The organism is Ruminococcus sp. RTP21484sp1_RTP21277st1_D2_RTP21277_210401, assembly GCF_040924225.1.
GTDB classification, from domain to species: Bacteria; Bacillota; Clostridia; order Lachnospirales; family Lachnospiraceae; genus Blautia_A; species Blautia_A faecis.
The window spans coordinates 69,970-96,843 of sequence record NZ_JBCOMJ010000005.1; the positions used below are offsets into that span (position 1 = coordinate 69,970).

At 37.9% G+C, this 26,874-nt stretch carries 20 protein-coding genes; 8 read left to right on the plus strand and 12 right to left on the minus strand.

Going from position 1 to position 26,874, the window contains the following annotated elements:
- Positions 1–45 precede the first annotated feature (45 nt).
- From AB5706_RS05410 to AB5706_RS05440, 7 genes are read right to left on the minus strand one after another with little or no spacing between them, the layout of a single operon-like run.
- On the minus strand, positions 46–4,029 hold the full coding sequence (locus AB5706_RS05410; RefSeq protein WP_015526848.1) for a VaFE repeat-containing surface-anchored protein: 3,984 nt from the start codon (positions 4,027–4,029) through the stop codon (positions 46–48).
- 54 nt (positions 4,030–4,083) lie between these two features.
- Positions 4,084–7,263: a TraG/VirB4 family ATPase gene (locus AB5706_RS05415; protein ID WP_055151497.1), complete on the minus strand. Its 3,180-nt coding sequence runs from the start codon at positions 7,261–7,263 to the stop codon at positions 4,084–4,086.
- Complete coding sequence (locus tag AB5706_RS05420) at positions 7,260–7,883, minus strand: DUF5038 domain-containing protein (RefSeq protein WP_055151494.1); 624 nt, start codon at positions 7,881–7,883, stop codon at positions 7,260–7,262. Before AB5706_RS05420 ends, AB5706_RS05415 begins: the two co-directional genes overlap by 4 nt.
- Before the next feature lie 11 nt (positions 7,884–7,894).
- Complete coding sequence (locus AB5706_RS05425; RefSeq protein ID WP_055151491.1) at positions 7,895–9,718, minus strand: lysozyme family protein; 1,824 nt, start codon at positions 9,716–9,718, stop codon at positions 7,895–7,897.
- Positions 9,719–9,720: 2 nt separating this feature from the next.
- On the minus strand, positions 9,721–10,644 hold the full coding sequence (locus AB5706_RS05430) for a hypothetical protein (protein ID WP_015526852.1): 924 nt from the start codon (positions 10,642–10,644) through the stop codon (positions 9,721–9,723).
- A gap of 13 nt (positions 10,645–10,657) precedes the next feature.
- On the minus strand, positions 10,658–11,368 hold the full coding sequence (locus AB5706_RS05435; protein WP_004223652.1) for a conjugal transfer protein TrbL family protein: 711 nt from the start codon (positions 11,366–11,368) through the stop codon (positions 10,658–10,660).
- Between the two features lie 24 nt (positions 11,369–11,392).
- Positions 11,393–11,773, minus strand: coding sequence for a hypothetical protein (locus tag AB5706_RS05440; RefSeq protein ID WP_005340361.1), 381 nt, complete (start codon positions 11,771–11,773; stop codon positions 11,393–11,395).
- Positions 11,774–12,195: 422 nt separating this feature from the next.
- Between AB5706_RS05440 and AB5706_RS05445 the strand changes: the two genes are divergently transcribed.
- The 5 genes from AB5706_RS05445 (at position 12,196) to AB5706_RS05465 (ending at position 17,330) form a co-directional block, all read left to right on the plus strand.
- Positions 12,196–13,344: a radical SAM/SPASM domain-containing protein gene (locus AB5706_RS05445; RefSeq protein ID WP_161206378.1), complete on the plus strand. Its 1,149-nt coding sequence runs from the start codon at positions 12,196–12,198 to the stop codon at positions 13,342–13,344.
- 28 nt (positions 13,345–13,372) lie between these two features.
- On the plus strand, positions 13,373–14,449 hold the full coding sequence (locus AB5706_RS05450) for a radical SAM protein (protein WP_118309306.1): 1,077 nt from the start codon (positions 13,373–13,375) through the stop codon (positions 14,447–14,449).
- A 66-nt stretch (positions 14,450–14,515) separates the two neighbouring features.
- A complete protein-coding gene (locus AB5706_RS05455) occupies positions 14,516–14,674 on the plus strand; it encodes a hypothetical protein (protein ID WP_161206392.1) in 159 nt (52 codons plus the stop codon).
- Positions 14,675–14,690: 16 nt separating this feature from the next.
- Positions 14,691–14,840, plus strand: a complete 150-nt coding sequence (locus AB5706_RS05460; protein WP_161206391.1) for a hypothetical protein — start codon at positions 14,691–14,693, stop codon at positions 14,838–14,840.
- A gap of 129 nt (positions 14,841–14,969) precedes the next feature.
- Positions 14,970–17,330 carry an ABC transporter permease gene (locus tag AB5706_RS05465; RefSeq protein ID WP_173721417.1) on the plus strand — a complete coding sequence of 787 codons (2,361 nt, stop codon included), beginning with the start codon at positions 14,970–14,972 and terminating at the stop codon, positions 17,328–17,330.
- Positions 17,331–17,428: 98 nt separating this feature from the next.
- Here the strand turns inward: AB5706_RS05465 and AB5706_RS05470 are convergent, their stop codons facing one another.
- From AB5706_RS05470 to AB5706_RS05490, 5 genes are all read right to left on the minus strand, one after another.
- A complete protein-coding gene (locus AB5706_RS05470) occupies positions 17,429–18,358 on the minus strand; it encodes an RNA-binding protein (RefSeq protein WP_118309308.1) in 930 nt (309 codons plus the stop codon).
- Positions 18,359–18,383: 25 nt separating this feature from the next.
- Positions 18,384–20,390 carry a VirD4-like conjugal transfer protein, CD1115 family gene (locus tag AB5706_RS05475; RefSeq protein WP_118309309.1) on the minus strand — a complete coding sequence of 669 codons (2,007 nt, stop codon included), beginning with the start codon at positions 20,388–20,390 and terminating at the stop codon, positions 18,384–18,386.
- Positions 20,380–21,486, minus strand: a complete 1,107-nt coding sequence (locus tag AB5706_RS05480) for a hypothetical protein (RefSeq protein ID WP_243018817.1) — start codon at positions 21,484–21,486, stop codon at positions 20,380–20,382. The genes AB5706_RS05475 and AB5706_RS05480 overlap by 11 nt, the downstream gene beginning before the upstream one ends.
- 139 nt (positions 21,487–21,625) lie before the next feature.
- A complete protein-coding gene (locus AB5706_RS05485) occupies positions 21,626–22,291 on the minus strand; it encodes a DUF6100 family protein (RefSeq protein WP_270515169.1) in 666 nt (221 codons plus the stop codon).
- Between the two features lie 7 nt (positions 22,292–22,298).
- Positions 22,299–22,829, minus strand: coding sequence for a DUF5697 family protein (locus AB5706_RS05490; RefSeq protein WP_015526863.1), 531 nt, complete (start codon positions 22,827–22,829; stop codon positions 22,299–22,301).
- Between the two features lie 389 nt (positions 22,830–23,218).
- Between AB5706_RS05490 and AB5706_RS05495 the strand changes: the two genes are divergently transcribed.
- From AB5706_RS05495 to AB5706_RS05505, 3 genes are read left to right on the plus strand one after another with little or no spacing between them, the layout of a single operon-like run.
- Entirely contained in the window at positions 23,219–24,838 is a 1,620-nt protein-coding gene (locus AB5706_RS05495; RefSeq protein WP_059085306.1) for an ATP-binding cassette domain-containing protein, read from the plus strand.
- Positions 24,839–24,881: 43 nt separating this feature from the next.
- On the plus strand, positions 24,882–25,751 hold the full coding sequence (locus AB5706_RS05500; protein WP_059085307.1) for a hypothetical protein: 870 nt from the start codon (positions 24,882–24,884) through the stop codon (positions 25,749–25,751).
- 19 nt (positions 25,752–25,770) lie between these two features.
- Positions 25,771–26,802 carry a radical SAM/SPASM domain-containing protein gene (locus AB5706_RS05505; RefSeq protein ID WP_015526870.1) on the plus strand — a complete coding sequence of 344 codons (1,032 nt, stop codon included), beginning with the start codon at positions 25,771–25,773 and terminating at the stop codon, positions 26,800–26,802.
- Positions 26,803–26,874: the final 72 nt, after the last annotated feature.

Sequence of the window (26,874 nt, forward strand, 5' to 3'; positions counted from 1 at the left end):
AGCAGGCAGCCGTAATAAGCTGCCTGTGAGCATATCTATTGATAGTTACTTATCTTTTTTCCGCTTACGGATATATAAGATACCAAATCCTGCAGCAAAGAGGAGTGCGGCACCTGCCAGTAAAAGATAAGGAAGAACGGTTGTTTCATCTCCGGTCTTGACTGGTTTGGAAGGTTCAGGTGTGTCTTTTGGAGCTTCCGTAAGTTTTATCGTTTGTCCTTTATCGTCCAGATCCTCATGGGAAGCAATTTCAAGTGCTGTTTCTCCTTCAAGGGAAAAAAGTTTTTCAAAAACGACTACATCATGTCCAGCCAATGTGCTTCCATCAAAAGTGAAGATGACTTCGACAGAACCATTGGAATCCTTTGGTGTAAATTCTGTTTCTGCCGTGACAGGTTTTCCATCAATCATAACTTCCTTTTGGGTTGTTTTGTCCATCAGTGTGCCGACCAGTTTGTATGGAGTATCCGGAATCAGATTTTGGTAGGATACGGTGTCAATGATGGTTACTTCTTTCGTAGCAACGGCTTCCTGATCCCCATCCGCTTTGTCCTTCGCAGTAGTTCCAATTCCCGGGAAGTAGATAGACTGTTCATGGTCTTCTATATCGGCGTGAACAGCAATCTCTTTTTCCTGATACGTTAAAGACTCAAAGACAACAATTGTTTTGCCGGACAGGATGCTGCCATCAAATGTAAAGGTAAGTTCAATACTGCCAGAGGCATCTTCAGGAGTAAAGGTCGTAGTGGCAGTAATCGGTTTACCATCTGCCTGAAGAGGTTCTTTTGTCTCTTTGTCCATCAAGGTACCGGTAAGTGCATACTCTTTTCCTGGAATTAGGTTACTATATTTAACCGTATCAACAATAGTAATCTCTTTATCGGTTTTGGCAAAATGATCTCCGTCTGCTTTGTCTTTTGCAGTGGTAGCAATTTCCGGGAAGTAGATGGTCTGCCCATTATCTTCAAGATCAGCGTGTGTTGCAAATTCTTTGCCGTCATAAGTAGCAGATTCAAAAACAACTACGGTTTTTCCGGCAAGGGAAGTCCCATCAAAAGAAAAAATCACATCTACCGTTCCAGAGGATTCTTTAGGAGTAAATGTGGTTTCGGCAGTAACCTCTTTCTTATCTATTTCGACAGGTTTTCCGGTTTCTTTATCCATAAGGGTTCCAGTCATAACATATTCTTCGCCGGGCAGAAGATTTTTGTAAGCTACCGTATCTACAAGGGTAACTTCTTTATCTGCCTGGGAAAGATTCATATCTGTTTCCTTATCTTTTGCAGTGGTCCCGATTTCTGGGAAATAGATAGTCTGATCCTGATCTGTAATGTCCGCATGAACAGCCAGTTTTAAATCCTCCTGGTACAGTTCTTCAAATACTACGATTGTTTTGCCCTTCAGAGAAGAGGCATTGAACGTAAAGGTCACTTTTGCAGAACCAGAAGATTTTTTTGGTTTGAAGGTGGTTTCTGCTGTGACAGGTTTTCCATCTATTTCAATTGGCTTTCCGGATTCCTGATCCATCAGTGTGCCGATGAGCTTATAAGACTGTCCCTTCTTTAAGCCTTCGTATTCTACGGTATCAACCAGAGTGATTTTTTCTTCTGGTTTGGCAAAGTGGGAGTTGCTGTCTTTGTCAAGGGCAGTAGTTCCAATGGTAATCTGATCATCCGTTAAAGTTCCCATATCCACGACTACGTGATTTTTATATACAGAGACCTCAATTTTTAAGAGGTTCATACCTTCATTGGAATCGCAGCGTTGTTCTTCCAAAATATAGGTATCATAAATCAGGGCTCCTTTGGTATCATCAGGTTTAGAAGAGCCAAACCAGATTCCGTCTTCAGAAGTTTCCCCACGATTGGTATTTGTAGTGTGCTTATTCCATTCTGAGGAGGTACTGGCATAGCCATTTTTGTCTGTTACAATGGTATGACTTTCTCCTGTAGTTTTGGAGGTAATGGAAAATGGGACATTTGCCAGCCGGTTTAAATCTCCGTCAGATACCTTTACGAATTCTAAATCGCCACGGATTACCTGATTGGAAATCGCTGTTTCTTTTGCAGTTAAATCCAAAATTTTCCCATTTTCTGTGATATGAAACTCCTGAGAGAGTTTTCCCTCGTTCAAATAACCTTCCGGTGCTTTTGTCTCATCACCCCGGTAATGTCCATAAGGGAGAGTATCTTTTTTTGTGGAAGCAAGCCCTTTTTCATCTGTCTTCAAAGTGAGAACTACTTGATCTTTTTCGTAAAGGGTTCCATCCACAAGAACAGGATTTGGACCAAGATTGGTGATTGTAAATTCTGCATCCTTTAAAGAAGCATTTCCCTGTGGTTTGGCTTCTCCCGTTTCCAGATCCCGTTTTTGGATTTTGACACCGCCACGGATAATCTGGTTAGAAACAGAAGTCTCTTCTGTTGTTAAATCTACGATTTCTCCATTTTGGGTGATGTCAAATTCAAGAGCCTTTGCACCATCGGTTAGGTATCCGGAAGGCGCTTTGGTTTCTTCAATCCGGTAATGTCCAAGGGGCAGGGCATCAGCGGCACTTGCAGCAATACCATGTGCATCCGATTTAATTGTAAGTACTGCCTGACCATTTTCATAGAGCTTTCCACCTACCCATACCGGCTGTTTGTTCAAAGTGGTAATGGTAAATTCGGCATCTGCAAGCGATGCGGTTCCTTGTGCTTGTGTTCCCTGAGTTTCCAGATCCCGCTTCTGAATTTTGACGCCGCCTCGGAAGACCTGTTCTTCGACAGAAGAAGCGTTATAAATAGAGATAGTTTCTTCCGTACCGGTACTGGTGATTTGCTGCACGAAAACAGATTCGTTTGGAAGATAGCCGGCAGGTGCTTTGGTTTCCTGTACGGTTACTGTACCCAGTGGGAAGCAGACGGTCTTTCCATCACTGGCATAGAAAAATTCATCCCCGGATACCAAATAATCTTTTGTAAAATGGATTTCTCCAGAGGCATCTGTTTTCAATATCCAGGTGCGAACCGGTTTCTTACCATTTGCTCCGGGATCGGTAGCTGACTGCTCTGTATAGAATTTTATTGTAAATTCGGCATTGGCGAGAGAGCCGGTTCCCTGTGCAGAATTTTGCTGTGTGTCAGCATCCAGCTTTTTAAGGAGCAGTTTTACGGGATTATTTTGAGGAATATCCTTTACTTTTACGGTAGATGTTCCTTCTGCTTTTACCGTAACATTATGGGCGGAAGGATCTATAGCAAATCCTTCTGGGGCACTGATTTCTTTAACGGTGTAACTTCCTTCTGCCAGTTCTTTGGATTTTGCATATCCTTTTTTATCGGTAACAAGAGTTTCTACCAGTTCTTCCCCTTTGTAGATTCCGTATTTGGCTCCTTCTAAAGAGTAATTGCCATTTTTATCGGAAATATCGGTATTGGCAGAGGATTTCTGCAGTTCGATAAAGCCGTTTGGAACCTGATACCAGCTTCCTGCAAAAGTTTGGGAAGCATTGCCAGGAACGATAAAAGCACGGAAGGATTCTGGTGGGGCAGGAAGCCCTTCAATGGCGTTGGCAACTTCCAATGCTTTGTCAATATAATTTTGAGGTGCACCATGAAAAGCACCGGTGTCCCCATTATTTCCTGCATGGATATAGGAAACGACCAGATGACCAATGACATAAGAATTGTCATCGGACCATCCTTGGAAATATTGATCTTTTATTACCTTTTCATAACCATATCCACCGTTTAAGTAGTAAAGAGCTTTTCTGAGTGGGGAATTTTTTCCCAAAAGGTTATAAGGATACTTTCCGGAAGCCGGTGTTTTCTTTAATGGTTCAACGCAATAAGCCGTGTTATTGCCATCAAAGCTCATGCGGGAAGTATAATAGTCCCCGTATGGAATTTTGGCTCCTGCCTTATAATCAATGGTTCCATCTGCAGCATAAGCGGTATGGGCATTGAAAAAGAGTGTGCTAAGAAACATCGTGACACAAAGAAAAAGGGCGGTTAGCCGGATATGAGGTTGTTTTGCTGGTTTTAACATAAATCTCCTCCTTTGTTAAAAAGAAAAGCAGCCACATTCGGGCTGCAGGTAACATTAACCGACTTTTTTATCCTGGCGTTTCAAGATTTCCAGGAGTTCCTGTCGGTCTGTGGTAATTAATTCTTTTTCCAGGTTGGAAGCTTTAAATTCCACAGTGATATTATTGTTGTTTGTTGAAATCAGTCCGTTTCCACGTTGGAAATGGGTGATATTCATAACTTCGGTTTCGGAAAGACGAAGAATGGTTTTTACACGTTGTGCCTCTTCATCTTCCATGTTAAGAATAATTTTGGTTTTACAGTTATTGATAATGCCTTTTCCATATTTTCCGTCATCCAGAGCAAAAAAGTCATTAAGATCCTGGGTTGCAAAAATACCGGCACCAGAGTATGCCCGGATAATCTTGGCAATCTCCAAAACAAATTCAGCGGCCAGGCGGTTACTGGAAGCACCGATGAGCTGCCATACTTCATCTACGAAAATAGCTTTTTCTTCGGTACGGTTTTCTTTGGCTTTATCCCATACATAGTCCAGAGCAACAAACATCCCCACCGTTAAGAGATCGCTGGAGCCGGTCAGCTCTGAGATGTCCAAAACAGTATATTTATTGGTCAGGTCTACATTGGTCTGCTGGTTAAAAGAGGAAGCAGAGCCATGGACAAGACGGTTCAGGATGTGAGCCAGCCGTTTGGTATCTTCGGTTTCCATCAAAACATCATATACATCTCCAAGAATTGGCATCGCTTTATAATGCTCCGGGTGTTTGGGATCAATGAGGGATTCATTCTTATGGGTGATTCCCTTTCTTGCATAGGTTTTAATCAGTGCTTCGTCCAAAAGCTGTTTTTCCTCATGGCTCATATCTGGAATGAGCAGAGAAAAGAAAACGTGCAGACGCTGAATCTTACTGGCTAAGGCAGATGCGTCTAAAGTTGGACCGTCCAGCAGCTCATTGACAGAGTTATCTACTTTTCGGATCTCCATGACATTGATGCAGTTTTGGCTGGCAGGAGAAATCTGGATAAAGGTTCCTCCTACATTTCTGGCAGCCCGATAAAACTCATGACCTTTTAACGGTGCGATGATAAATACCTGGATTCCTTTACGCCGCATACGAAGTGCCATAGTCTGCATGGTAAAGGTTTTTCCGGATCCAGAAGTGCCAAGAATCGCAATATTGGAGTTTTTATATTGTTTGGAGTCAAAAATATCAGCAATCACTAAAGAGTTGTTATGCTTATTTACTCCAAATAGGATGCCGTTGTCATCGCAAATGCTGTAGCTGACGAAAGGATAGCAACTGGCAGCTCCGGTGGTTAAGACATTTCGTTTTGAGAGTTCATAGAGCTTCTTATCCAGGTTTACAAGAGGAAGGGAAGATAAAAATCCCTGTTCTTGCAGGAAGTAACAAGACCGCAGATCCATATCCTGTGAGATGAGAAGTTTTTTCATCTCCTGAATCCGCCATTGCAGTTCTTCCAGATCACCTGCCGTAATTGTAATCAAAAGATTCATGTAATAGAAATCTTCATTATTAGCAAGTCCCTGTTTGAGGAAATAGCCGGAACGGATGGCAGAATCCAGATCATCAAAATCCGCATTGGTATCAGAGGCATCTTTGATCTTTGAACGGTTGATCCGGATTTGCTGTCCAAGACGTTGCTGGATCTTATCTTTGGGCTGTTTATGCAGAAAAAAGTCAATGTCAATTCCTTCGCCAGCATTGATAAGCAGGGACAGCCAACCTGGCATTACTTTTGCTTTGTAACCATCGCACGGCACCAGCAGGTAAGAATGGTAGATGCCATTTACCAGCACATAGTTGCTGTGCTTAAAGTCCAAAGACTCTGGTGCAATGAATTCATTGATATGGATGTTATCCACTTCCTGCTCACGGCCAGATTCCATATAGCGGGTAAGTACCTGGTTAATCCGTTTTGGCAAAGGTGTTTCGGTACATTTGGTACGGTTCAGTAAAGTGTAGAGTACATCGGTTGTAAACTCATCTTCATTGTCATGAACCAGCACATCGTTGCCGCATTGATATAGAAAGGTTTTTGCGGTCTGTGCAGCAGTTTCCAAAGCTGCCAGGATTTCCTTTTCCTCCACCTTCCGATTCACATTGAAAGGTTCGTATTCAAAGATTAGGAAAAAACGTCTGGAAACCGCTTCTCTGGAACTTAACTGCCGGACAAATTGGATATAGTCTTTTTGTAACTGCCGGCAGTTAGGATCTGATTCCCGTTCCATTTCCAAACGGGACTGTTCCAGATGTTTGTTGATATCCGCTTTTTTGGAGATCATCTTAATCTGCAGTTTCACAGGACTGATTTTTAGGTAGGAGATGAAACTGAAGATGATCCCCTGTTGTTCCCTGGCACTGCGTAAGAGGAAATTGATCGGTTCAATCTCCAGGATTTTTACATAACGATGGTCTGTCGTGTAGATAACACCATTGGCAATCTTATCAATAGGAAGATAATCTTCCAAGGTGATTTCTTTTCGCTTTTTCTTTTTGCTTTTCCCGGAAGCAGGAGGCTGGTTGGAAGCTTTATTCGCAGTTCTTTCTTTTTTTCGTTCCTCCGAAAGTTGCTGCTTTATCTGTTGTTTTTCAAGTTTTGCCTGCCTTTTCGCACTTTTACGTGCAGCGGTTTGTTCTTTTTTTAATTGTCGGGACTCATATTTAAGAATCCGGATGTCTTCACGAGCCTGTTTGCGTATTCCACGTTTTGTAGAAGTGTCAAACTGCCGGCGTTCTTTTTTTTTAATAGCAGAGGTTTCTTTTGTTTCCTCTTCGGAAGACATCTGTGAGCAGTTCTCTTCAGAAGAAGATTCTGCAGGTTGCTTTGGATGACGTTTTCGTTTTCTGGTTTTTGGTTCTTTGTTGCGGGGCTTTTTTATCCGGTACTTTTTTTTCGGCTCCGGATGTACATCCATACGGTAAATAACCCGGCGGTTTTTCAGAAAACGCAGAGCGTTCATTAAAAACGCAGTAATGCTTTCCCCACCGATTCCAATTAGAGAAATCATAGCTGCAGGCAGAGCAGTCATACAGAGAATAATAATCCTGACAGTGAGTGTCAGAGGCAGATTGACAACAGGAATGGTGATCAGGATTGCCAGGATACCGCCTTCGATGGCATTACGGATTTTAAACATTCCGCCCATAAAGGTCCCTTTTTCTATAAAATTGCGAGGGATGAAGACAGGATGTTGTTCTTCAGTATTGTTCATGGCTGCACCTCCTTTGGTTCTTCCATGGAAGGAGTTTCCGGAACTTCTGTGACAGGGGCAGCTTTTTCCAAATTCACTGAGGTATCGTCATACCCACCTTCTTGCAACTGTTCCACTTCCTCTGTTGTGATGGAAGGAAGTTTGTCATCTGTCGGACGTTCATAGATGATTTCTTTTCCAGAATCAGGGGTACGTTCCTCACCGAAAAAGAATCTTCCAGTAGAGGAAGTGTAGTACACAGGAAGAACGGACTTATCCGGAAGCTGGAATAAAAAATTAATATCAGAAGCATTGGGATAGGTAGTATCATCAGCAAGGAAACGGATGGAAGTTAGAGACATCTGTTTTACGTTTTTAAGATAGGAGGTCAGTTCTTCCTGAAAAAGTTTCACCTGTTCCTTGGAGAAAAAGTCTTCCAAAGCTTCAAAATCCTGAAAGCTTATGGATTCGTTATTTTCTGCTTGTTCTGTCTCGGTATTTTCATTATTATCGTGTTGAGTATTTTCTGTCTCGGATTTTTTGCTTCCTTTTTGGGATTTCCAGATGGAGGGAAAGACAAATCCGATGATAATTAAAAAGGCCATCATAAAGATAGCCAGAATTGCTTTTTTTCTGTTCATAAGTGTCTCCTTTATTTTTTAGCGAAGATCCAATAGGCATTTGCGGTTGCATGCACTTCCGTCATCATATCGAATTCACGGTTGATGTAGTTTTTGGAGGAACTGTCATTGGGATCATTGACTAATACTTTACCTCCAGCCGTTACACCACGAAGGACAATAAAATGTCCGCCACTGGTAAAAAGCCCAGCTCTTTGGGAACTGATGACCGGATGACCTTCAGATAAAGCCTGAAGTACCTGGTTGGGATCACTGGTCTGTGTGACAGCCCCACACCCAAAATGATCGGACGCTGCCTGGAAATAAGACCAGTAAGTGCCGACTCCTGGTTTGTAATAGGAATTTCCGCACCAGGATATTGCATCAATAGGTGTAATGGTAGTGCCTGTAAGATAACTGGCGATCATGGCAAAACTGGTAGGTCCACAACCGCTGGATGCAATCGAACCACCGCCATAGGGGATATTTCCATAGTCTGTCTGGAGATAGTGTGGAATCTGCATGCCGTTTGCGGGATAGCTGCCGCCACTGGCAGTAATTTGGTAATACCGAAGGACATGATCCACATATTCTTTATCACCATACCGGTCATAAGGCCAGCTTGGTCTTGCACACATCATATCAGAGTAGGCAATCGCATTTTCTTTGGTATAACCACCGTCACGCTCCATTGCCCAGTCAATGTATGCAGAACCGTAGTTGTAACCCTGAAGAGCCAGTTTAATCCGGTCTAAGTCCGTAGGTCCGGTACAGCCGGCTTTGTCGAGGGCATATTTTAATTCCTGTACTCCGCATTCAATGGAGTATTCTGGATCTGTAATCCCATTTGGCACATGGGGATAGCGGGTATTAAATCCACCTTCCGCTGCTTGCATAACATCCAGCCCTCGTCCGCCAGATTCCTGCATCATGACTGCCAGAATTAAATCCACATAATCACTCATACCATATTTCGCAGCGGCTCTTTCTACAGCAGGGCGGTAGGACAATACCTCATCGCTAAGATTGATAGCAGCTACTATGCCGGAAGAAGCAGTACCAAAGAAAGCAGTCAGGTTTTCGGCATAGTTTTTGGCAAGTTCTTTCTGCTTGTCTGTAAGATGGAATACATGGTCTGCAAAATAGGAATCCCCAGCATAAACAACGGTATAGGTGTGTTTGGTAAAAGTAACCGTCTGTGTTTGTGCCTGTCCCTGTTCTGTGCCGGCTTCTCCTTCTGCACCGCCATCAACGGTAACTTCCATGGTAACTGTTTCGGTTGCTACATCATAAGAAAAAAGTCCTTCTTTGTTTTCACGGATGAGTTTCTTTAATTGGTTTAGGTTGATGTTTTTATAGTCATCCTGGCTGGCACAAAATTGTGAAATCAGCAGATTGGCATTGACGGCGATGCTGTATGTATAGGGATCATTGATGGATGCAGTATCACCTTGTGGAAGACGGGAAATTGCTGCATGGATTTCTGCCAGAATGTCTTCATGGCTTTCTTCTAACACTTCAACGATGGCATCACGGGAAGCACGGATGTTTTCACTGATCATAGAGTTGCTGTTTAGCACATCGCTTTGTTCGGTCAGACTTCCAAAGATCAGACCAGGGAGCATCACAATAAATAAAACCGGAAGCAGCAGTATGGCGAGAATAACAAGGAGAATTTTAGCGAACTGATTCCGGTTGGCGATGACTGCTCCAATCGCTGCTGAAAAAGGCCCGCCAAGGGCTGCACCATATCCTGCTTTGGAGAAAGTGGCTGCTGTTTTTAAGGACTTTAGGTGAGAAATGGTACTGGAGCCTACATCCATTGCTTCGTCAAGTCCAGAGCGTTCTGTATCCATCACTAAATCCGATCCTTTCTTGGAGGAGTAGGAGGAAGCTTTTGGACAATGGATTCGTTGTAGGCTATCTTTCCATCGCCAGCATCATAAGGAATTTTGGATACCGTATTTTCAGCATACTGTTTGTACCAGGTAGCTCCGTCTACAGATTGAACAGTTTCATAGGTTCCCTGGGTAGGAGCCGTATATTGATCGGCATGGTACATAGCAAATTCCCGGCTGTCTCCATTGGAACCGGACTCAACTCCTGTTATCCTGCCGCCGCCGATTTCAACATTGGTATAGGAATGATCTGTTTTATCTTCATTTTGAATTCCCATGTAAGATTGAAATGCAGAAACAGCTCCATCACCTTTGATCGAGCCAACTTGACCATAGTTTCCTTGAGCAATATTGCTGATAACGTTATTGGCAAAATCTCCGCCCTTTTCAAGGGAAGACTGATAGAGTGCATTTCCGATACTTGGTCCTTCGGTATATCCGGTGGCTGCATTTACCGCAGAACGCTCTGTCTGCCTTCCAACGGCTCCGGCTAATCCTCCGGAAAGGAAAGAACTTTGTACTGCAGCGCTTCCGGGAGAGGAAGAATGGGAACTACTATGGCTTCCACCTCCATGCCCTCGAAAGGAACTTGCAAGACCTCTTCCGGCGATTAAAAGTTCAGCCATCATATTTCCACCAGTATTTCCAACATTGACTCCCAGACTTGCCATAAAGCTGTCAATCTTTTGAGAAACCTTCAAAAAAGCAATGGCACACAGAAACCAGATAAAGACATTACCGGTGACCGTTTCTTTTCCCTGTGCATCTACAGCTTGCTGTACCTCTGCTTCTGTAAGTTCAGCGGCAAAGACCGGCATGGAAGTTACAAGAATCAGACAAGAAATCAATAGCAGGCTGCAGAGCAGTGTTTTCTTATGTTTCATAATCTCCTCCTTCCTAGAGTGATAAAGGGTTTGCAAGGAATGTTCCGACCATGGAAGTAAACAGTCGCAAACACCAGGCGTTCATTAAAAGCAAAAAGAACTGTCCGCCGAGCATACGGCACCAGCTCTTAAAAACATTTCCGGTAGCCTGGGAAGCACCCGTGGAAAACGCAACAGGTGCGGTGTAGACCAGAACTCCAAGCAGTATGTAACGTTCCGCAGCTTCAAAAAGCAGCTTGATGTAATTCCAGGCAAGGATCAGTACCAGTATGAGGGCAACAATGGCAACAGCACCGTTGGCACATACCCCCAGGATTACTGTGATCACAGAGTTGAATTTGGCAAATTCCAGTGGTGGAAGATCTTCAGTCAGAATCCAGCTATACGGTGTTCCTGCAATATTCAATAGAAGATCCACGATGTCCTTGGCATAGAATGTCAGGAAAAGGAACATAAATGTCCGCAGTGATAATTTGATTGGATCTTCAGCGTCAATCCCTGTTCCCATAAAATAATTCTTAAAAAGCTGCCAAACCCAGTTTAATAGGATGAGTCCGATAGCAAGTGCCAGAAAAATCTGGTACATTGTTTCCGCTGCTGGAAAATACCGGAGAAAAGTATCCATGGAACATCCCAGTGCACCCAGAACAGAAGTAGTAATCAAATCCAGAATGTTCATGACCTGTTCGGCAATCCATTCTACAATTCCGTCAAGTATTCCCATGACAGAGCCACCTCCTTATCTGCATTATCCATTCCACTGCCCGCCGGCAAAGAACGGAGTGATGTAAGCCATGATAAATCCAAGACCATTGAGAATAGCCCATGTAATGATGATTCGTTTGAGCCATGCCCTGGATTCATCCACGGTTTTTCCGGATTTGGAAAAATTCATCAAAAGCAAAGCAACCGATGCAGTTACAACAGCCGCAATGGTGGAAATCAGGATAATCTGGTTATATACGTCTTTCATGATTTCTGAAGCTTTGTCCCAGATGGTAGCAGCCATAACTGGTTGTACATTACAGGCAATCAGAGTGAAGACAAGGAAGGCAGTATAGAGATATTTTCCATAGTTCCGATGATGTTTCATGCCCGGTGGGGCTTCTTTGTGTACATGGTTTTTCAAGTAAATGAACCTCCTTCATAAAAAGAGGGCAAAGTGAGATCTTTCACTTTGCCCTGGCTTATAGTTTTCCTGCCTCATAAAAGCTTCAGTCCGGTCAATACGGAGGAACGCTTATTCCATATTTAGTTGTGATACTCCTTTCCATGCACTAAAAAACGCAGCTTGCACCAGAGAAGAGGCATTCCCTGGAAAGCTGCGTTTCGCTACATATAATTTTGACAGTATCATTTTAACATGGGTAGATTTTCCTGTAAATCGCAGAAGTGTGCCAAGTTGGGACATCTGTATGAAAGAGTTAAGACAGTGAAATTCCAATTAGACGAAAAAAAGTGCAATTGAAACAATATATATGGAAAGTTATAGGAAAATGTGAAATTATAAAATTAAAAGAAGGCAATGCTAGTTAGGGGTGAGTGGGAAAGGTGTATACTATTTATTTAACAACAGAATGTAATTTTCAATGTACCTATTGTTATGAAGAATATACAAAATGTCTTATTCTTGATAAAGAAATGTTAAAAGATATTCTTGATTTTATTATTGATCTTGAATCAAATAAAGATAGTGATGCTTTTGCAGTGAATTTTATGGGAGGAGAACCTTTATTAAAGAAGGAATTGATTTACCAAGCAGTAAATTATATCAAAGAAAAGTGTAAAAAGAAGGTCCTATATTATATAACCACTAATGGATCATTACTTAACGAAGAAATGATTTCTTGGATGAAAGAAAATGACTTTTTTGTGCGGATAAGTATTGATGGAAATAAGGAAACACATAAAAAAAATAGATTACAAAAAGACGGTAATAGTGCTTATGCTACTATTATGCAAAACTTAAAATTTATAAAAAAAAGTGGTTTGAAGTATACAATACGAATGACTGTGGCAAACAATACATTAGATCAAATATACGATAATGTGATATATTTTCAGACACTTGGATTTGACAAGTTGAGTATAGTTTTAGATATTAATATGCAATTCGGAAAAACTGAAGAGGATATATTTAGAAAACAAATGAAAAAGATTGCGAGTTATTATTTGAATACGGTTGATGATAATCCTAATCTTTCAATTGATTTGATTAATGGGAAGATGTTTGGCCTATTAACAGAATCAGATAAGGGGTTTACTATGTGTGGAGCTGGTTTGACATCATTTTGTATAATGCCGGATGGAAATATATATCCATGTGCTTATGTGACCAACGATGAAGCATTTAAAATTGGAAATATCAAAAACGGGATTGATATAGAATTGGCACAAAATCTTCCTAGAGAATTATTTCGGAAAGAATTTAGAGATTGCTTGGAATGTACGGTAAAAAATATGTGTCATTCGATGAAATGTGGATATATGAATTATATAAAAAGTGGATTTATTAATGTCCCAGCAGAAATAATTTGTAGACAAGAGAAGCTGATATATCCTATTTTGAAAGATGTATTATATGAGCTAGGTAAAAAGAATATACTTATTAGACAAAAGATTTTAGGAAAACAAGTAGAACTTATTGAAAGGGATGAGAAACTTGGTGAACTAGGTTTAAAAATAAAGAATTTATTATAGGTATGGAGAATACTAGGAGTAATGTGAAATGTATACATTAACGTTAGAGATTACAAAAAGATGCAATTTGAAGTGTAGATATTGTTATGTGCAAAAAAATGAAGATATGATGCAATTGGATGTAGGATACAAGTCTATAGATATATCACTAAGGCAAGCTAAAAAAACCAATGATAAAACATTATTGATATATTTTATTGGAGGTGAACCATTGCTAAAATATGACAGTATAAAAAAATATTGTGAATATGCAAAAGAGAAGGCTGAAAAGTGTGGAGTTAAAGTTAAATTTAGCATTACAAGCAATGGTATATTATTTAATGAAGATATATTGGATTATTTTATCGCAAATAAATTCGCATTAAAAATAAGCTTGGATGGGATGGAAGAAGTACATAATCGAAATAGGTGTTATGAAAATGGTAAAGGGAGCTATGAAGCAGTTTATAAAAATATAAATAAGTTGAAAAAGTATGAATACGAAACTGGTGTATCTGTCAGTATAGCACAAGTAGTATGTCCAAACACATGTAACCAATTATTCGATTCAGTAAGATTTATTAAAAATATGGGATTCAGTGTACTTGAAACTTCAATAAATGTATATGAAGATTGGAGTGAAAAGTCGATTGAACAATTAAAGAATCAAATAAAAGAAGCATTTTATTGGTATAAGGATATTAAAGGTAGTGGAAGTAAATTTTACTGGAATTTTATAGAAGCTCGTATTAGAGCTTATGCAAATAGTAGTTGTTTTTACCGTTGTAGAGCAGGTATAAATTCTCTTTTTGTAAATGAATATGGGGAATTTTTTCCTTGTACAGAAGTAGATGAAAATGTAAAGATAGGGGATTTTCAACAAGGAATCGATATCAAAAAAGCCAGGAAACTATTAGAAATAAAAGATAGTGAAAATCAAGATTGCTTAGAATGCAGGGAATATAAGCAGTGTACGGCCTGTAAATGTATTATGGTAAATTATGATTTGCATAGAGATTTTTATAAAGTTCCGTTAATTGAGTGTGAAATAACAAAAATGTTATATGAAATATTGCGAAAGAATTTTTCTGAAAAACAATTTGATATTTTAAGGATATCTTCTTAAAAATAGGTTAATAGGCTAAATAAAAGGCTTATTACATAGAGTAAATTAAGAAAGGAGGAATAAGGCATGAATAAAGAGATTGAAAAATTATCTGAGGAAAGCACAGAAACAAGGGAATTTACAGAAGATGAAATTAATGTCTATGGTCTGTGCGATACACATGCAAAAACAGCATGTGCAGTAGATTGCCACGATGGTTCAGCGTTTTGGACAACAATATTTTAGAAAGGAAATCGAAACTATGAAAAAAGAAATTATTGAAGAATCAAAGGAATTACCAGAATTAACAGAAGAAGAGGTGAACATTTTTTGTTCATGTGACACACAGTTGAAAATTCATTGCCATCATGATTGCATTACACAAAATGCATGGATTTCTCATGATAAGTAAGAAATGATGCACATATTATAATCAAGTGATAAAATACTAGAAAATCGAGAAGGTATGGATTTAGTATTCATATTTTCTCGATTATTTAAATGGTTTTGTATTAGCATAGAGGAGGTAAGTCATTTGAATGTGAAAAATAAGAAGATAGAGAAATCAATGCTTAGAATAATTGCGAGGAAAAATACCTTTGATAATAAATTAACTTTTGGTGCCATAGTACTAACTATTATTATAGCAATTAGTTTGATTACAGGACTTTTTTTGATTCAAATTGGAAATAGGACTGCAGAACAAAAAGTTTTGTCGCAAATGCAGCAAGTATCTATTGCAAATTTAACTACCTCAAAAATAGAAGAATTACAAAAAAATAAATTGATTGAGGAATTAGTCCCTTACAAAAGTGGTTTTGAAATTTTAATAGATAATAAAAAGATTCAGGCTGTTTATATGCCCAATAATACAGAGGTAATACACACGTATAGAATTTTAAAAGGTAATGCACCAATAGATAAAAATGAAGTAGTAATAAATGAAAATCTCCTACAACTTCTGAATAAAGAGATTGGCGATGAATTAGAAGTTTCAAATAATGATGGTATTTTTGAAAAATTTATAATTACTGGAATTTGTGAAAATGTAAGTAGCACAGGAAGCTTTTTTTATGTTTCGCAAAGATATGCAGAGGAAGGAAAACTATTTACAGAAATTCCATACATGGCACTCATTAGAATTAATAATGCGGAAATAATGAATATAGTTGAATTTGAAAATACTATATATGATATGGCGGATAAGTATGATATTGATAGAAAAGAGATTTATTTTAATAGTAAATTTTTGGGTTCTTTGGGAGACGAGTCTAGTTTTGGGATGACATTTATATATAGTTTTTTTATATTTGGTGTTAGTATAATTGTTATTTATAGTATTTTTTATTTATCGGTTTCAAATAGAGTTGTTCAAATAGGAAATTTGAGACTGATTGGAATGACTAAGAAACAGGTGAAATCGCTTATACGTATGGAAGGGGATATATGTAGTCTATTAGGAATTTCTATTGGTGTAGTAGTTGGACTTTGTTTTGCCATATTTATAGAACCTAACGGCGTGAATATTGTAAATATAAGTATCGTATGCACAATTATAATGATAATAGGGTATTTAGTTGTTCGAATATCTATATTAACTCCTTCAAGAATTGCTAGTAGTATAACACCGATAGAAAATGTGAAATTTTTGTCTTTTCAAGATGGTAAGAGCTTTAGTTCAAAATCATATAGTCATCTTACAGCATTTACACTTGCCAAAAAAAATATATATAGAGAACGTAAAAAGAAATTTTTGATATTAGTTTCGCTAGTTATTAGTGGAGTGCTTTTTGTTGTCGGAGTGACATTTCTTAATTCATGGAGTGAAGAAGAATTTGCACGTCAAGGAAATTTAGAACAAGGAGAATTTTATATAGGGATTAATCATAATACTTTAATTAATGGAAAGCCGTATGGAATTTCAGAATATCAGATAAAAACTCCTTTTTCTGATGAGCTGATTAAAAATATAGCTGATATACCTAATGTAAAAAATATATTAATTGAAAAAAGAACGGCGGGTATAATAGAATATGCAGGAGAAGATATGGAAATACCAATAATTCCCATAACAGAAGAAAATAAAGCGGAAGTGTTGGATAGTCTTGACGATCAATGGACATATGAAGAGTTGGTAGAAAAAAATGGTATGATAATATTAGGAACCGATGTCCAAAAGGATGTGTATCATAATTGTCCTATTAAAGGAGAAAATTTAACTTTTAGATGGTTTGATGGACAGGAACATTCGGATAATATAATAATTGCTGGAACATCTGAAAAAAGTTTTAATGAAGGATTTTATTTAACACCAGAAACAATAAAAAAATTTTGGGGAGATATGGATATTACAGCTTCAATAATTCTCAGTGTTTCTGATTATAAAATGAATGGTGATGCTGTTACTCAAAAATTAGAAAAGATTTTATTGAATCATCCAGATTTGGTAATGCAAACACTTAAAGAAACACTAAAGGAAAATGCAGATATTATAGAGAAAACACGTATGCAAATTTTAGGGGTGTCATTTTTCATAATTATATTTAGTTGGTTAAATTTAATTTGTATATCTATGTCTTCTATTGCTACCAGACGCAGAGAGTTTGCCATGTTAGAAGCTATCGGAATGACTAAGAAACAGTTAAAAAAAATGATTATGTATGAAAATATTCTTTTGATAATACTTAGTATCGCAGTAACATTAATATTAGGAAATGGATTGGGATATGTTCTTGTGGAGGCATTAAGTAAGAATGGACTTTCATATTTTGTTTATCAATTACCATGTCCACATATTATAATATATATATTACTAGTATTATGTGTAACTATATGTATGGTTAATGCTATTTTGAAACTTCAAAGGAAAGTGTCATTGGTTGAAAGAATAAAAATAGATTGAAAATATGAGTTTGTATAATATATAATTATCCAAAATTGATATATATACTTAAGGTGAGCAGTTCAACACTACTCACCTTTGGAAATGAAGAAATCTCTTTAAATATTCTGTTTAATAATCCTTGTAATGATCCCCACTGCAACATTCCGATCTTCGTCAATATGTGTCACAACAAAGGACACCTTATCTTTCTTTCCAACGGTGCGGCTGTCGTAGCAACTGTGAGCAATGGCGTTGACACCCAGTTCTAACCGGACGAAAACTGTTCCTTTGTGGATATCTTCCACCGTTCCGGCATATTTTCCCTGTACCCGACAATTTTTCAGATTTTCTTTGCTGGTGTTTCCTTCCACGCTTTTTACATCTGCATGGATGGAGAGCGTTTCCGGGGAATCTCCCTGGATAGTTAAGATCCGGACCAGAATATGTTCCCCTACCTGGAATCGTTCCCTGGCATCACCCAGCCAGTCAAAAGACAGATCTCTTGCAAGGATGGAAGTTTCTACACCAAAGATTTCTGCCCGGACTACTTTTTCAGCAACGGCAATGACTCTGGCCTGCACAATACGGTCTTCATAAATTTTTGTCTGCCCGGAAGAGTCCTGATCAAAATAGAAAATCTGACGTTTCTTCAGCATAGCATCTTTCCGGCTGGCAACGATGCTTCTGGATTTGGTATCCAGTCCTTTGATTACAAAGTCGATTTCACAACCAAGCATATTATTAAGGACTTTGTTCTGTCTAAGAGAGAGATCTCCGTAATCATGAGTTTCATCCTGGATTAGATTGATCATCATTTCCGAGATAGGGATGATTGCCCGATAATCCTTATAGTAAATAATTGCTATTAAGCTGCCAGCTTCGGTCTTTTCAATACCTCCTAGAATGCCAGTGAGAATTTTCCGGGTACGATAGGCATTTTGGATGTCATGCCAGATTAAATCCGCTTTTGATTGAGCAGTTTCTAATACAGTATCGGAGTCAAGGGTTAAAATAGGGGTGTTCAGGTTCATTGTTTCGTTTGCCATAAATGTTATCTCCTTTCAAAATGTGTTATGACATGATGGAATCTTTATCTAAAGGAACCATGCCAGAGTCGGGGGAATCTTCTATAAAATTTTCCTGAAGGAAATCCTCCATAAAATCATCGGGAGTAGGTTCCTGATAAACGGGTTCGGATGTAAAATGTGGTTTCTGTTTTGCTATTGATGCAGAAGATGGACGGCGTTTCCTTTTGGATGATCCGGATGAGGACTGTGGTCGATAATCTGTTTCTTCCGAGGAACCATTTTTGCGCCATTCAGGTATGTGTTCCGATGCTTTTCTTGGTGTCAGCTTTTGGGCATCTGGATGCAGGGTATAATCGTACTTTTCTACTTTTAGGACTTTTTGTCCACGTAGGATAACCAAAGCAGTATCAAGCGGGAGCCGCAAGATTTCATCTGGGGTTAAGAGTTTCCGTTTGCCGATAGATTTTGTCTGCCGGTATTCCGGTGTATAGTCAGATACCCGCCAGCTATTGAGCTGCTTAGCTTCGCTGCTTACCCCTACGGTTACATCGCCGCTGCGGTTACTGATAAAGGTAGCAGTAACTTCATCTGTGCAGCCCAAAAAGAGCTGGGTGTCACAGTTGCCGATAATTTCCTGCCATTGGTTATAAGGATAGCGGTTCTGCATCTGGGGTAAATTCTGAAAGATGCAGGAAATGCTGAGATTCCGGCTTCGGATTACACTGATCTTCTTATTCAATTCCAGGATAGCTCCGGTGTTAGCAAGCTCATCAGCCAGTATATGTACAGCAACAGGAAGTTTTCCTTCTTCTCCATATTTATCTGCATAACGGACCAGTTTGATGAAGATGAAGGTCATAAACAGGGAAGATAAAAAATCGAAGGTGCTGTCCTGGTCTGAGGTAATGCAAAAGTAAGCACATTTCTGTTTCCCTGGAAGTGTCAGATCAATCTCATCATAAGAGGTAATCTGCCGAATGAGTTTATTCTGAAATACCTGAAGTCTGGCACCCAATCCGATAATAACTCCGCTTCGCACGGTATCACTGGCTTGTTTGTAGATGCAGTAAGGAACTTTTGCTGGATGGGACACTGGGAGCAGATCAAAAAGACTGTTCAGCTCCTTTTCGGAACTCATAGTCAGCAGCTTATAAACCTGTCCAATATTTCTGGCTTCCGGCGGAAAGCCCTGATCCACATAGAGAACCAGGGCTTTTAGCAGGTTCATCTCCGCATTATCCCAGAAATGATCTCCTTTTCCGGAACCTGTATTCTGGATAATGACATCTGCAAATACTTGAGCCATCGTTTCCTGTCCATTGATTTCACCCAGACAATTCCAACTATCGGAGTTTTCCGGATTGACCAGATTAAATGCTTTTACTACATAGCCCTCGTTTTCCAGATAAGCAGACATGCTTTCATAGAGTTCGCTTTTGGGATCGGTAATGATTAAACTTTCCCCGGAAGCGTTGTTGCCTTCCTGTCCTCTGGCGACACACTGGAAAATCATATTCCTGGCAAATGCCCTGGATTTCATGGAACCACTGGCACCATAAACGGCAATATTTTTATTCATTCGTGTCTTATATGGAAGACATACAGCTTTGCCATTTAATTTGCCTAAAATGGTTCCTTTATTTTTCTTTACATCTCCGGTCAGTTCCAAAACTTTCATCATTTCATCTGGAGTCATGAATCCGGATGTACCGTAGGTTCCTTTTGTAGAGTAATTTAAGTTCCGGTCATGGTCACTAATCTCCCCGTTTCTGTCATATCCCATACGCATAAGTAAAAAAGTAAGAAGCCCCAAGAGAACCAGGCAAAGAAAAATCCCATACAAATTGTATGGGAAATCGATAAGGGCAGTATGAAAGCAGACCAATGGGTGTAAAGAAGCTGCTTGCGGATAGGTTCCGTTGCCGGCAAAGTTTCCGGCAGAAGTCCATTCCTGATAGTTTTTAATAAATTGTGCTGCGTATCCTCCGGCATACAGAGTGCAGACGCTTATGGGAAGCAAAAACAGGAACTTCCACCATTTACGGTTCATTGAAAAACCTCCTTTTAAACTTTTGAAAATCAATGCTGGAGAAGTGTATATCTGCAGTCAGGTATTTTTTCAGGCAGGGAAGCTGAAAGTCAAAGCAAATCAGGTTCCCGGATAGCCCATATATATTTAATCCAGTATTGAAGCGGTTGATACGCTGCATGTCAAAATCATACGCAAGCAAAATAGGCTTTTCCTGGCTGTCTATTCCATCATGTTCAATTGGCAGATCCTCACGCTGGGGAAAACAGTCGGACAGTAGTAGTTGATTGAGCTGCATCATACGCTGGGGTTGTACCAATAAACGGAGCAGGTATTCTCCGTAGCTGTTATTGGGGAGGAAATAGAAGTGTTCATACGCAGTATCCAGCATGAACAGTGTTTTTTTGTATCCCCCGGTACTGGTAAGGAGTCGGAAAGCCATATCCATATCACTGCCAGTCATGATGGCATAAACGGTAGGTGGGCCATGGTAAGGAAGTCCTTGAAGATAGTGCTGCAAAAAAGCATTGAGTCGGACTTCCGTTTTGTATTCCCATTTTAGAAGTGTATTTCCGGTATTATAAACAGCATAGACACAGTGAGGAGCCATCAGGATTCCTATACAACGGGAATTTTTGATTTTTGTAGTGGCTGCTCCAAGATTTTTTATTTCCCTGGAAGAGTAAAACAGAGGAAGGCTTCGCACAGGAAACGTAGCCGCTTCGCCGGATTCAGAAAAAAGCAGCGGCTTTTCATCTGGAAAGAATGGGATTCCGGCATGAGAAAGCGTCAAATAGGTTTCTGCTTTTTGATGAAGTCGCAGCCGTCTTGGTAATTCGCTACGTATGAGGTTGGTTTCTGCATTTCCGGTTAAATAGTTTTGAAAACGACAGGGATTTTGCGAAAGCAGCAGTTCTTTTGCCCGTTTGGTAAGGCGATAACCTCGTAGGCCATCTTTATAGTGTGTTCTTATAAGCTTACTCTGCTTTAAATCTGTAACCACCTTCTCTGCATAGGAATCACTCTCAATCAATCTGTTAAGCTGTCCGGAAGGGAATTCCCCACATAGTCCAACCATTTCTAAAAGCTGATATTTTATAGAATCGGTTTTTATCAAATAAGCATCACCTCAGTTCGATTTTTACCTATGACAGCCTATACTTGGGTAAAGTAAGGGCGGTATTAAGCATAAAAAATGCAGAGAATATGGCTTCTTTGCAGAAAAATTACCTATATCGGAAAAAGAAAGAAAAATATCAGGAAATTTCCGATATGGTTTTGATAGACGATTTTCTATTTTTCAGCCAGCCAGGAAAGATTTCCGGTTTCATTACAAAGATAACGGTGTGATCGTAATTCCCCAGTTCTGTAGTGTGATAGGAGTCGCAAAAGAGTCCCGTATCATCAACCAGAACATAGGAAGCGATAGTATCTAAAATCTGTTTGAACTCCAAATTATCGTAATCACGTATTCGTTGTAAAGAAAGGCTCTGGTCATAAATTTGACTGAAACAGACCACACATCTTTTATATAACGGAATAGAATGTTCTGTCACATAAGTCTGCAAGGCAAGGTTTAATGGCTCATGTAGAAAAGCGGTGTTGGTTCGCAATTTACGTTTGGGCAGTAGCCCTGGCATGGTAATGGATAGAACACTATTTGAAAAAGAGATTTTGATTCTCTGCACATCCGCAGCCTGTTTCAGATAGTCTTTCTTTCCAGTATCAGTTGTGGTATATACCAGATTTCTGAGCTGGCAGGCAATCCTTTCAGAACGTAGGGCAGCACTGATACTCAGCTCTTCGTATTTGTCGGCATACGCTTGAATATCTGTTGTTTTCAATGCAAAAATAGTGTTGTGAAGTTTTTGGACTTCATCATCAATGCTCTGTAAACGGTCAAAAACAGTTTTGGTGTTCATACATACCTCATTTCTTTGCATAATAGCTGACAGATCCGGTAGAGGAGTCTACAAGGCAAAAGGCAATCACGCCTGTGATATGAATTTTTGCAGCCTGTTCTTCCGTTTCTAATACTACCAGCCGTTTAGCATCGCTTTTTGTCTGGCTTTCCATGACATGATTGATAAGATATTCTTGTTCCTGGGGGACATAGAGGACTTCATACCACTCATCTTTAGAGAAAAAGTTCAGTTTTACAGGAAATTCACCGTCAGTATGGTACATAATGGCTGTTTTGAAGTCCAAAAGCACCCAAAAGGATGCAATCATGCCATAATCAGGATTGTTTGCAGATTCCTGGCTGTCGCAGAGAAGCCCGTTCTCCTTATCATAGATAATGCGTTTTTGTTTTACCAGACTTGTGATCAGAGATTTGATAGACTCTCTGTTTTTGGAAAAGAGCCGTAAGACCTGTTCATATTGCAGCGAATGGTAAGTTGTAATGAACCGGAGCAGTTGGGCACCTTCCCCTTGATAGATTTCATTTCTTGTTTTCATGGTAATCTCCCTTCATTATATAAATAGGAAGTTTTACTTACACTGTACGCACAGAATACGTTTTATTTTAGGGGAAGTACGCTGTACGTACTGTGTAAGTATTGGCTACTGTCAGCGAAAGGTTTACGGGTACAAAAAAAGCACCAATTAAGGTGCCGGTAAAAAATAGGAATACTATAAGCAATATCAATTGTAACATGGGTAAGATAACCCTTCAATCGCAGAAGTGTGCCAAGTTGAAGTAAAATATAAGAAGTAAATGTGCCAAATAGAAAAAAAAAAGTGCATTTTAAACAAAAAATATGGGAAGTATATAGGAACTATGGTAATGTGGGAAAAACAAAAATTTATAATGAAATGATATATGAAATTTTGATAAAGAGGTATTTATGGAACTATTACGGTTTGTGTATAAAAATTTTTGTGAAAATAAAAGGCTTTTAATTTTTATAATTATGGGGAATTTCCTGACTTTTGTATTAGCATTAGTTGTTCCGTATTTGAACGGTTTTTACTTTAATATAGTGATATATACACCAAGTAAAGAAAAAATAATTAAATTTGGTTGTTTAATAGTGGGGCTAGGGGTGATAACTACGATGTTGACATATTGTTTTAATATTTATAAAACTAAAGTTCAGTCCCAACTTGTATTTAAAACAATGAATGAAATTATAAGGTGTGTACAATATTCCGACTATAGCGAAAGTAGTAAATTTAATCCATCTTATTTACATCAAAAGATCAATATTGATGCAAATAAAATATGGTCTTTTGTTTTTGATAATATTATAAGTAGTGTATTTCAGAGTTTAACTATAATTGGGGTAATAATAGCAATTGGAAAAATAAATAAAAAAATATTTTTACTTATAATGTTCATAGTTCCAGCTTACATACTTAGTTATTATTATTTAAAAAAACCGTTGTATGAGCAAAGTACTAGATATAAAGAAGAACAGTCTGCATATTACAAGCATATTAATGAACAATTTGAATTTATAAAAAAAATAAAGTTATGGGCTGATTATAAAAATAAGGAAAACAAAAGAAGAAGAGAGTTTGGGAAATATTTAGAAGAATTCATGAAGTATACTAAGCTTTCATATTTTTACAATTCTTTAGAGAGTATCATTACGCTTGTTTTTAAATCAACAGCATTAATAGTTGGTGGTATTGAGATGATTTCTGGAAACTTAACATTAGGAGAGTTTTTGATAATTTCATCATATTTTGGAATGCTGATACAGAGTATTAAATTTTTCTTTTCCTTTGGGCAAGTATACCAAGATGCAAAAAATTCTTTTGATTGGATTACAAAAATAAAAAATTTGGAGAAGGAGCAGTACGGAACAAAAATAGTTAATCAAAAGATTAATAGAGTTAAAATTAGTAGATTAGAATTCAGTTATGATAATAAAAAAATTTTAACAAATTATAATGAAGAATTTATGGAAGGAATTAATCTGATCATGGGAGCGAATGGTAGCGGAAAATCAACCCTTTTATATCTTTTGTGTGGTTTATTACACACTAAAAAGAAGGGAAACATTGAGTTTAATAATATTCCTATTTCAGAAGTAGAAATTGAATCCTTGAGAAAAAATAAAATATCTATATATATACAAAATCAAAATGAAATGGATATAACGGTAAAAGAGATGTTAGCAGAACGTTTTGATATAGGTGCTCTTGAAATATTGATAAAACAGTATCATTTAGAAAATATATATTTGACGAATCAATTTAATATTTTGCATTATTTAGATAGAGCATTTCATGAATTATCGGGTGGGGAAATGCAAAGAATTCAACTGTTACCAGTATTATTAAAAAATACAGATATTATGATTTTGGATGAACCAACATCTGATTTAGATATGAAAACAAAGGAAATATTATCAGAGATTCTTTGGGAGTTAGGAAGGGAAAGGATAATTTTTATAGTAACTCATGAAAGAAATCTTTTTGAAAGATTTTCTGATATAAAAACTATTTATCTAAAATAAAAGAAAGGAGAACTCAGTAGTTAATATCAAAGGAGGTAAGTATATGTTTTACGATAATATAAGTTTAACTAATAAGGAAAAACTATTAAAGAGTATTCCTAAATTTGAGGAAGAAAGAATATTTTATTTCCGACATGAAAAAGGTAATAAAAAAAGTTTTGCTATTGTAAACGGAAAGACTCAAGAAATGGTTATGAATGGAGAAGCATGGGAAATACTTAAGCTATGCAATGGAGAAAGGATAGTAGAACAAATCAAAGAAGATTTTGCAACAAGATATTCATATATGAATCCTACGGCTGATTTTCTTAAAGATGTTGTGGTTACATTGTTTGCATTTGATAAATTATGGGCTTTGTCATGGGGAAAGGGAGGATCACCATTTATGGTAAACGGAACTATAAAATTAAATGAAAAATATGATTTGATTTGGGCAACTGAAGATGACATTAGGGAAATATTTGCTGCATATAAAATGTATGCAGATAATACAGAATATACATATCATAATTGCCCAGCAAATAGGAATAAAGGATTGAGTGATTACCAAAAAGAAACTGTACTAAGGAGCAAGATGTTTTATTATAAAGAGGATTTTTTTGTGTTAAAAGATAGAGAAGGAAATGTAATGGGAATAACATCTATATCCAATAATCACCCAGAAACGGATATATTAGAAATTACAACATTATTAGTTCCAGAAGAAATATTGGAACAAGTACTTATAGGGTGTGAACAACTATTGAAGAGTTTGTATCCATTTAATATTTCTAAGTTGAGAATTAAAACGATAGGTTCAGATTTAGAAATGTTGGAAAAGCAGTTGTTTAATTGTGGGTTTAAAAAGGTTTCACAGTTAATGGATGAGTATGGAAAAGGAAATGACTTAATTATTTATGATTGGACAGTATGAGCATTAGAGAGGTATATATATGAATAGAAATATAGACTTTACAGTAGGACCATATCAGTTAGCTTTAGATATAACAAACAAATGTAATTTAAGATGTTTGCATTGTTACAATGCAAGTGGTGAAAACAGAGTAATGGAACATGAATTATCTGATGATGAGGTGATTAAATTTGTTAAAGATATTTTGCCTATGAAATTGTTGAATTTTTGTTTTTGTGGCGGAGAAACATTATTGAGAAAAGAACTTATCTGCAAATGTATAAAAATGTTAAGTAATTGCGGAGTCAGGACAGCAATAGTAACCAATGGCATTTTGGCATCAGAAAGTGTTATACGAGATTTATATCATTCGGGATTGAATAGCATACAGTTTAGCGTAGATGGTGCTAAAGCGGAGAGCCATGATAAATTAAGAAATAAGACAGGCGTTTATGACAGCGTGTTTAGAGCCATAGATATTGTTAGAAAGTATGATATGGAAATGTCGATTGCATTTACACCAACATCATTTAACATAGAGGAGTTGGAAGAATTACATACAAAATTAGAGTCAATGTCTTTTAATAATAAAATTGAGTTACGTGTACAGCCACTTATGCCATTAGGACGTGGGAATAAAAATTTAGAGAATATTTGTCCTACAGATATTCAATATAGAAAATTGGTAAACACAATTAATACGATTAATGCACGTAACCCAAGTATTAAAATTGTATGGGGAGATCCTGTTGATCATTTAATACGTTTTCCGGAACATACAGAACTACCGATGTATTATATAAGTATTCGTGCAAATGGAGATATTGTTACAAGCCCTTACCTGCCATTAGTTGTTGGAAACATCAGAAATCATAGTATTGAAGAGTACTGGAATGGTGGTTTATATGAATTATGGAAGAAAAAGATTCCTTGTTATATGGCAGCATTTATTAAATCAGTTGGAGACATGGGGAGAATCACAGAAAAATTTCCTGCTACGTTCATGGATGATATTTACATTGATATGTTAGAAAAGGATTTGGATGATTTGAGTCTTTTACCCAATAATTGAGATATATGATAGAGTGTTTTATCATACGTGAGTATTTTGATAAAACAAATATTTATGAAAGGAGGAAACCGT

Excerpts from the sequence above, each read along its gene's own strand:
- AB5706_RS05410 (WP_015526848.1), bottom strand. The coding sequence starts at position 4,029 with ATGTTAAAACCAGCAAAACAACCTCATATCCGGCTAACCGCCCTTTTT.
- AB5706_RS05415 (WP_055151497.1), bottom strand. The coding sequence starts at position 7,263 with ATGAACAATACTGAAGAACAACATCCTGTCTTCATCCCTCGCAATTTT.
- AB5706_RS05420 (WP_055151494.1), bottom strand. The coding sequence starts at position 7,883 with ATGAACAGAAAAAAAGCAATTCTGGCTATCTTTATGATGGCCTTTTTA.
- AB5706_RS05425 (WP_055151491.1), bottom strand. The coding sequence starts at position 9,718 with ATGGATACAGAACGCTCTGGACTTGACGAAGCAATGGATGTAGGCTCC.
- AB5706_RS05430 (WP_015526852.1), bottom strand. The coding sequence starts at position 10,644 with ATGAAACATAAGAAAACACTGCTCTGCAGCCTGCTATTGATTTCTTGT.
- AB5706_RS05435 (WP_004223652.1), bottom strand. The coding sequence starts at position 11,368 with ATGGGAATACTTGACGGAATTGTAGAATGGATTGCCGAACAGGTCATG.
- AB5706_RS05450 (WP_118309306.1), top strand. The coding sequence starts at position 13,373 with ATGTATACATTAACGTTAGAGATTACAAAAAGATGCAATTTGAAGTGT.
- AB5706_RS05455 (WP_161206392.1), top strand. The coding sequence starts at position 14,516 with ATGAATAAAGAGATTGAAAAATTATCTGAGGAAAGCACAGAAACAAGG.
- AB5706_RS05460 (WP_161206391.1), top strand. The coding sequence starts at position 14,691 with ATGAAAAAAGAAATTATTGAAGAATCAAAGGAATTACCAGAATTAACA.
- AB5706_RS05470 (WP_118309308.1), bottom strand. The coding sequence starts at position 18,358 with ATGGCAAACGAAACAATGAACCTGAACACCCCTATTTTAACCCTTGAC.
- AB5706_RS05475 (WP_118309309.1), bottom strand. The coding sequence starts at position 20,390 with ATGAACCGTAAATGGTGGAAGTTCCTGTTTTTGCTTCCCATAAGCGTC.
- AB5706_RS05485 (WP_270515169.1), bottom strand. The coding sequence starts at position 22,291 with ATGAACACCAAAACTGTTTTTGACCGTTTACAGAGCATTGATGATGAA.
- AB5706_RS05490 (WP_015526863.1), bottom strand. The coding sequence starts at position 22,829 with ATGAAAACAAGAAATGAAATCTATCAAGGGGAAGGTGCCCAACTGCTC.
- AB5706_RS05495 (WP_059085306.1), top strand. The coding sequence starts at position 23,219 with ATGGAACTATTACGGTTTGTGTATAAAAATTTTTGTGAAAATAAAAGG.
- AB5706_RS05500 (WP_059085307.1), top strand. The coding sequence starts at position 24,882 with ATGTTTTACGATAATATAAGTTTAACTAATAAGGAAAAACTATTAAAG.
- AB5706_RS05505 (WP_015526870.1), top strand. The coding sequence starts at position 25,771 with ATGAATAGAAATATAGACTTTACAGTAGGACCATATCAGTTAGCTTTA.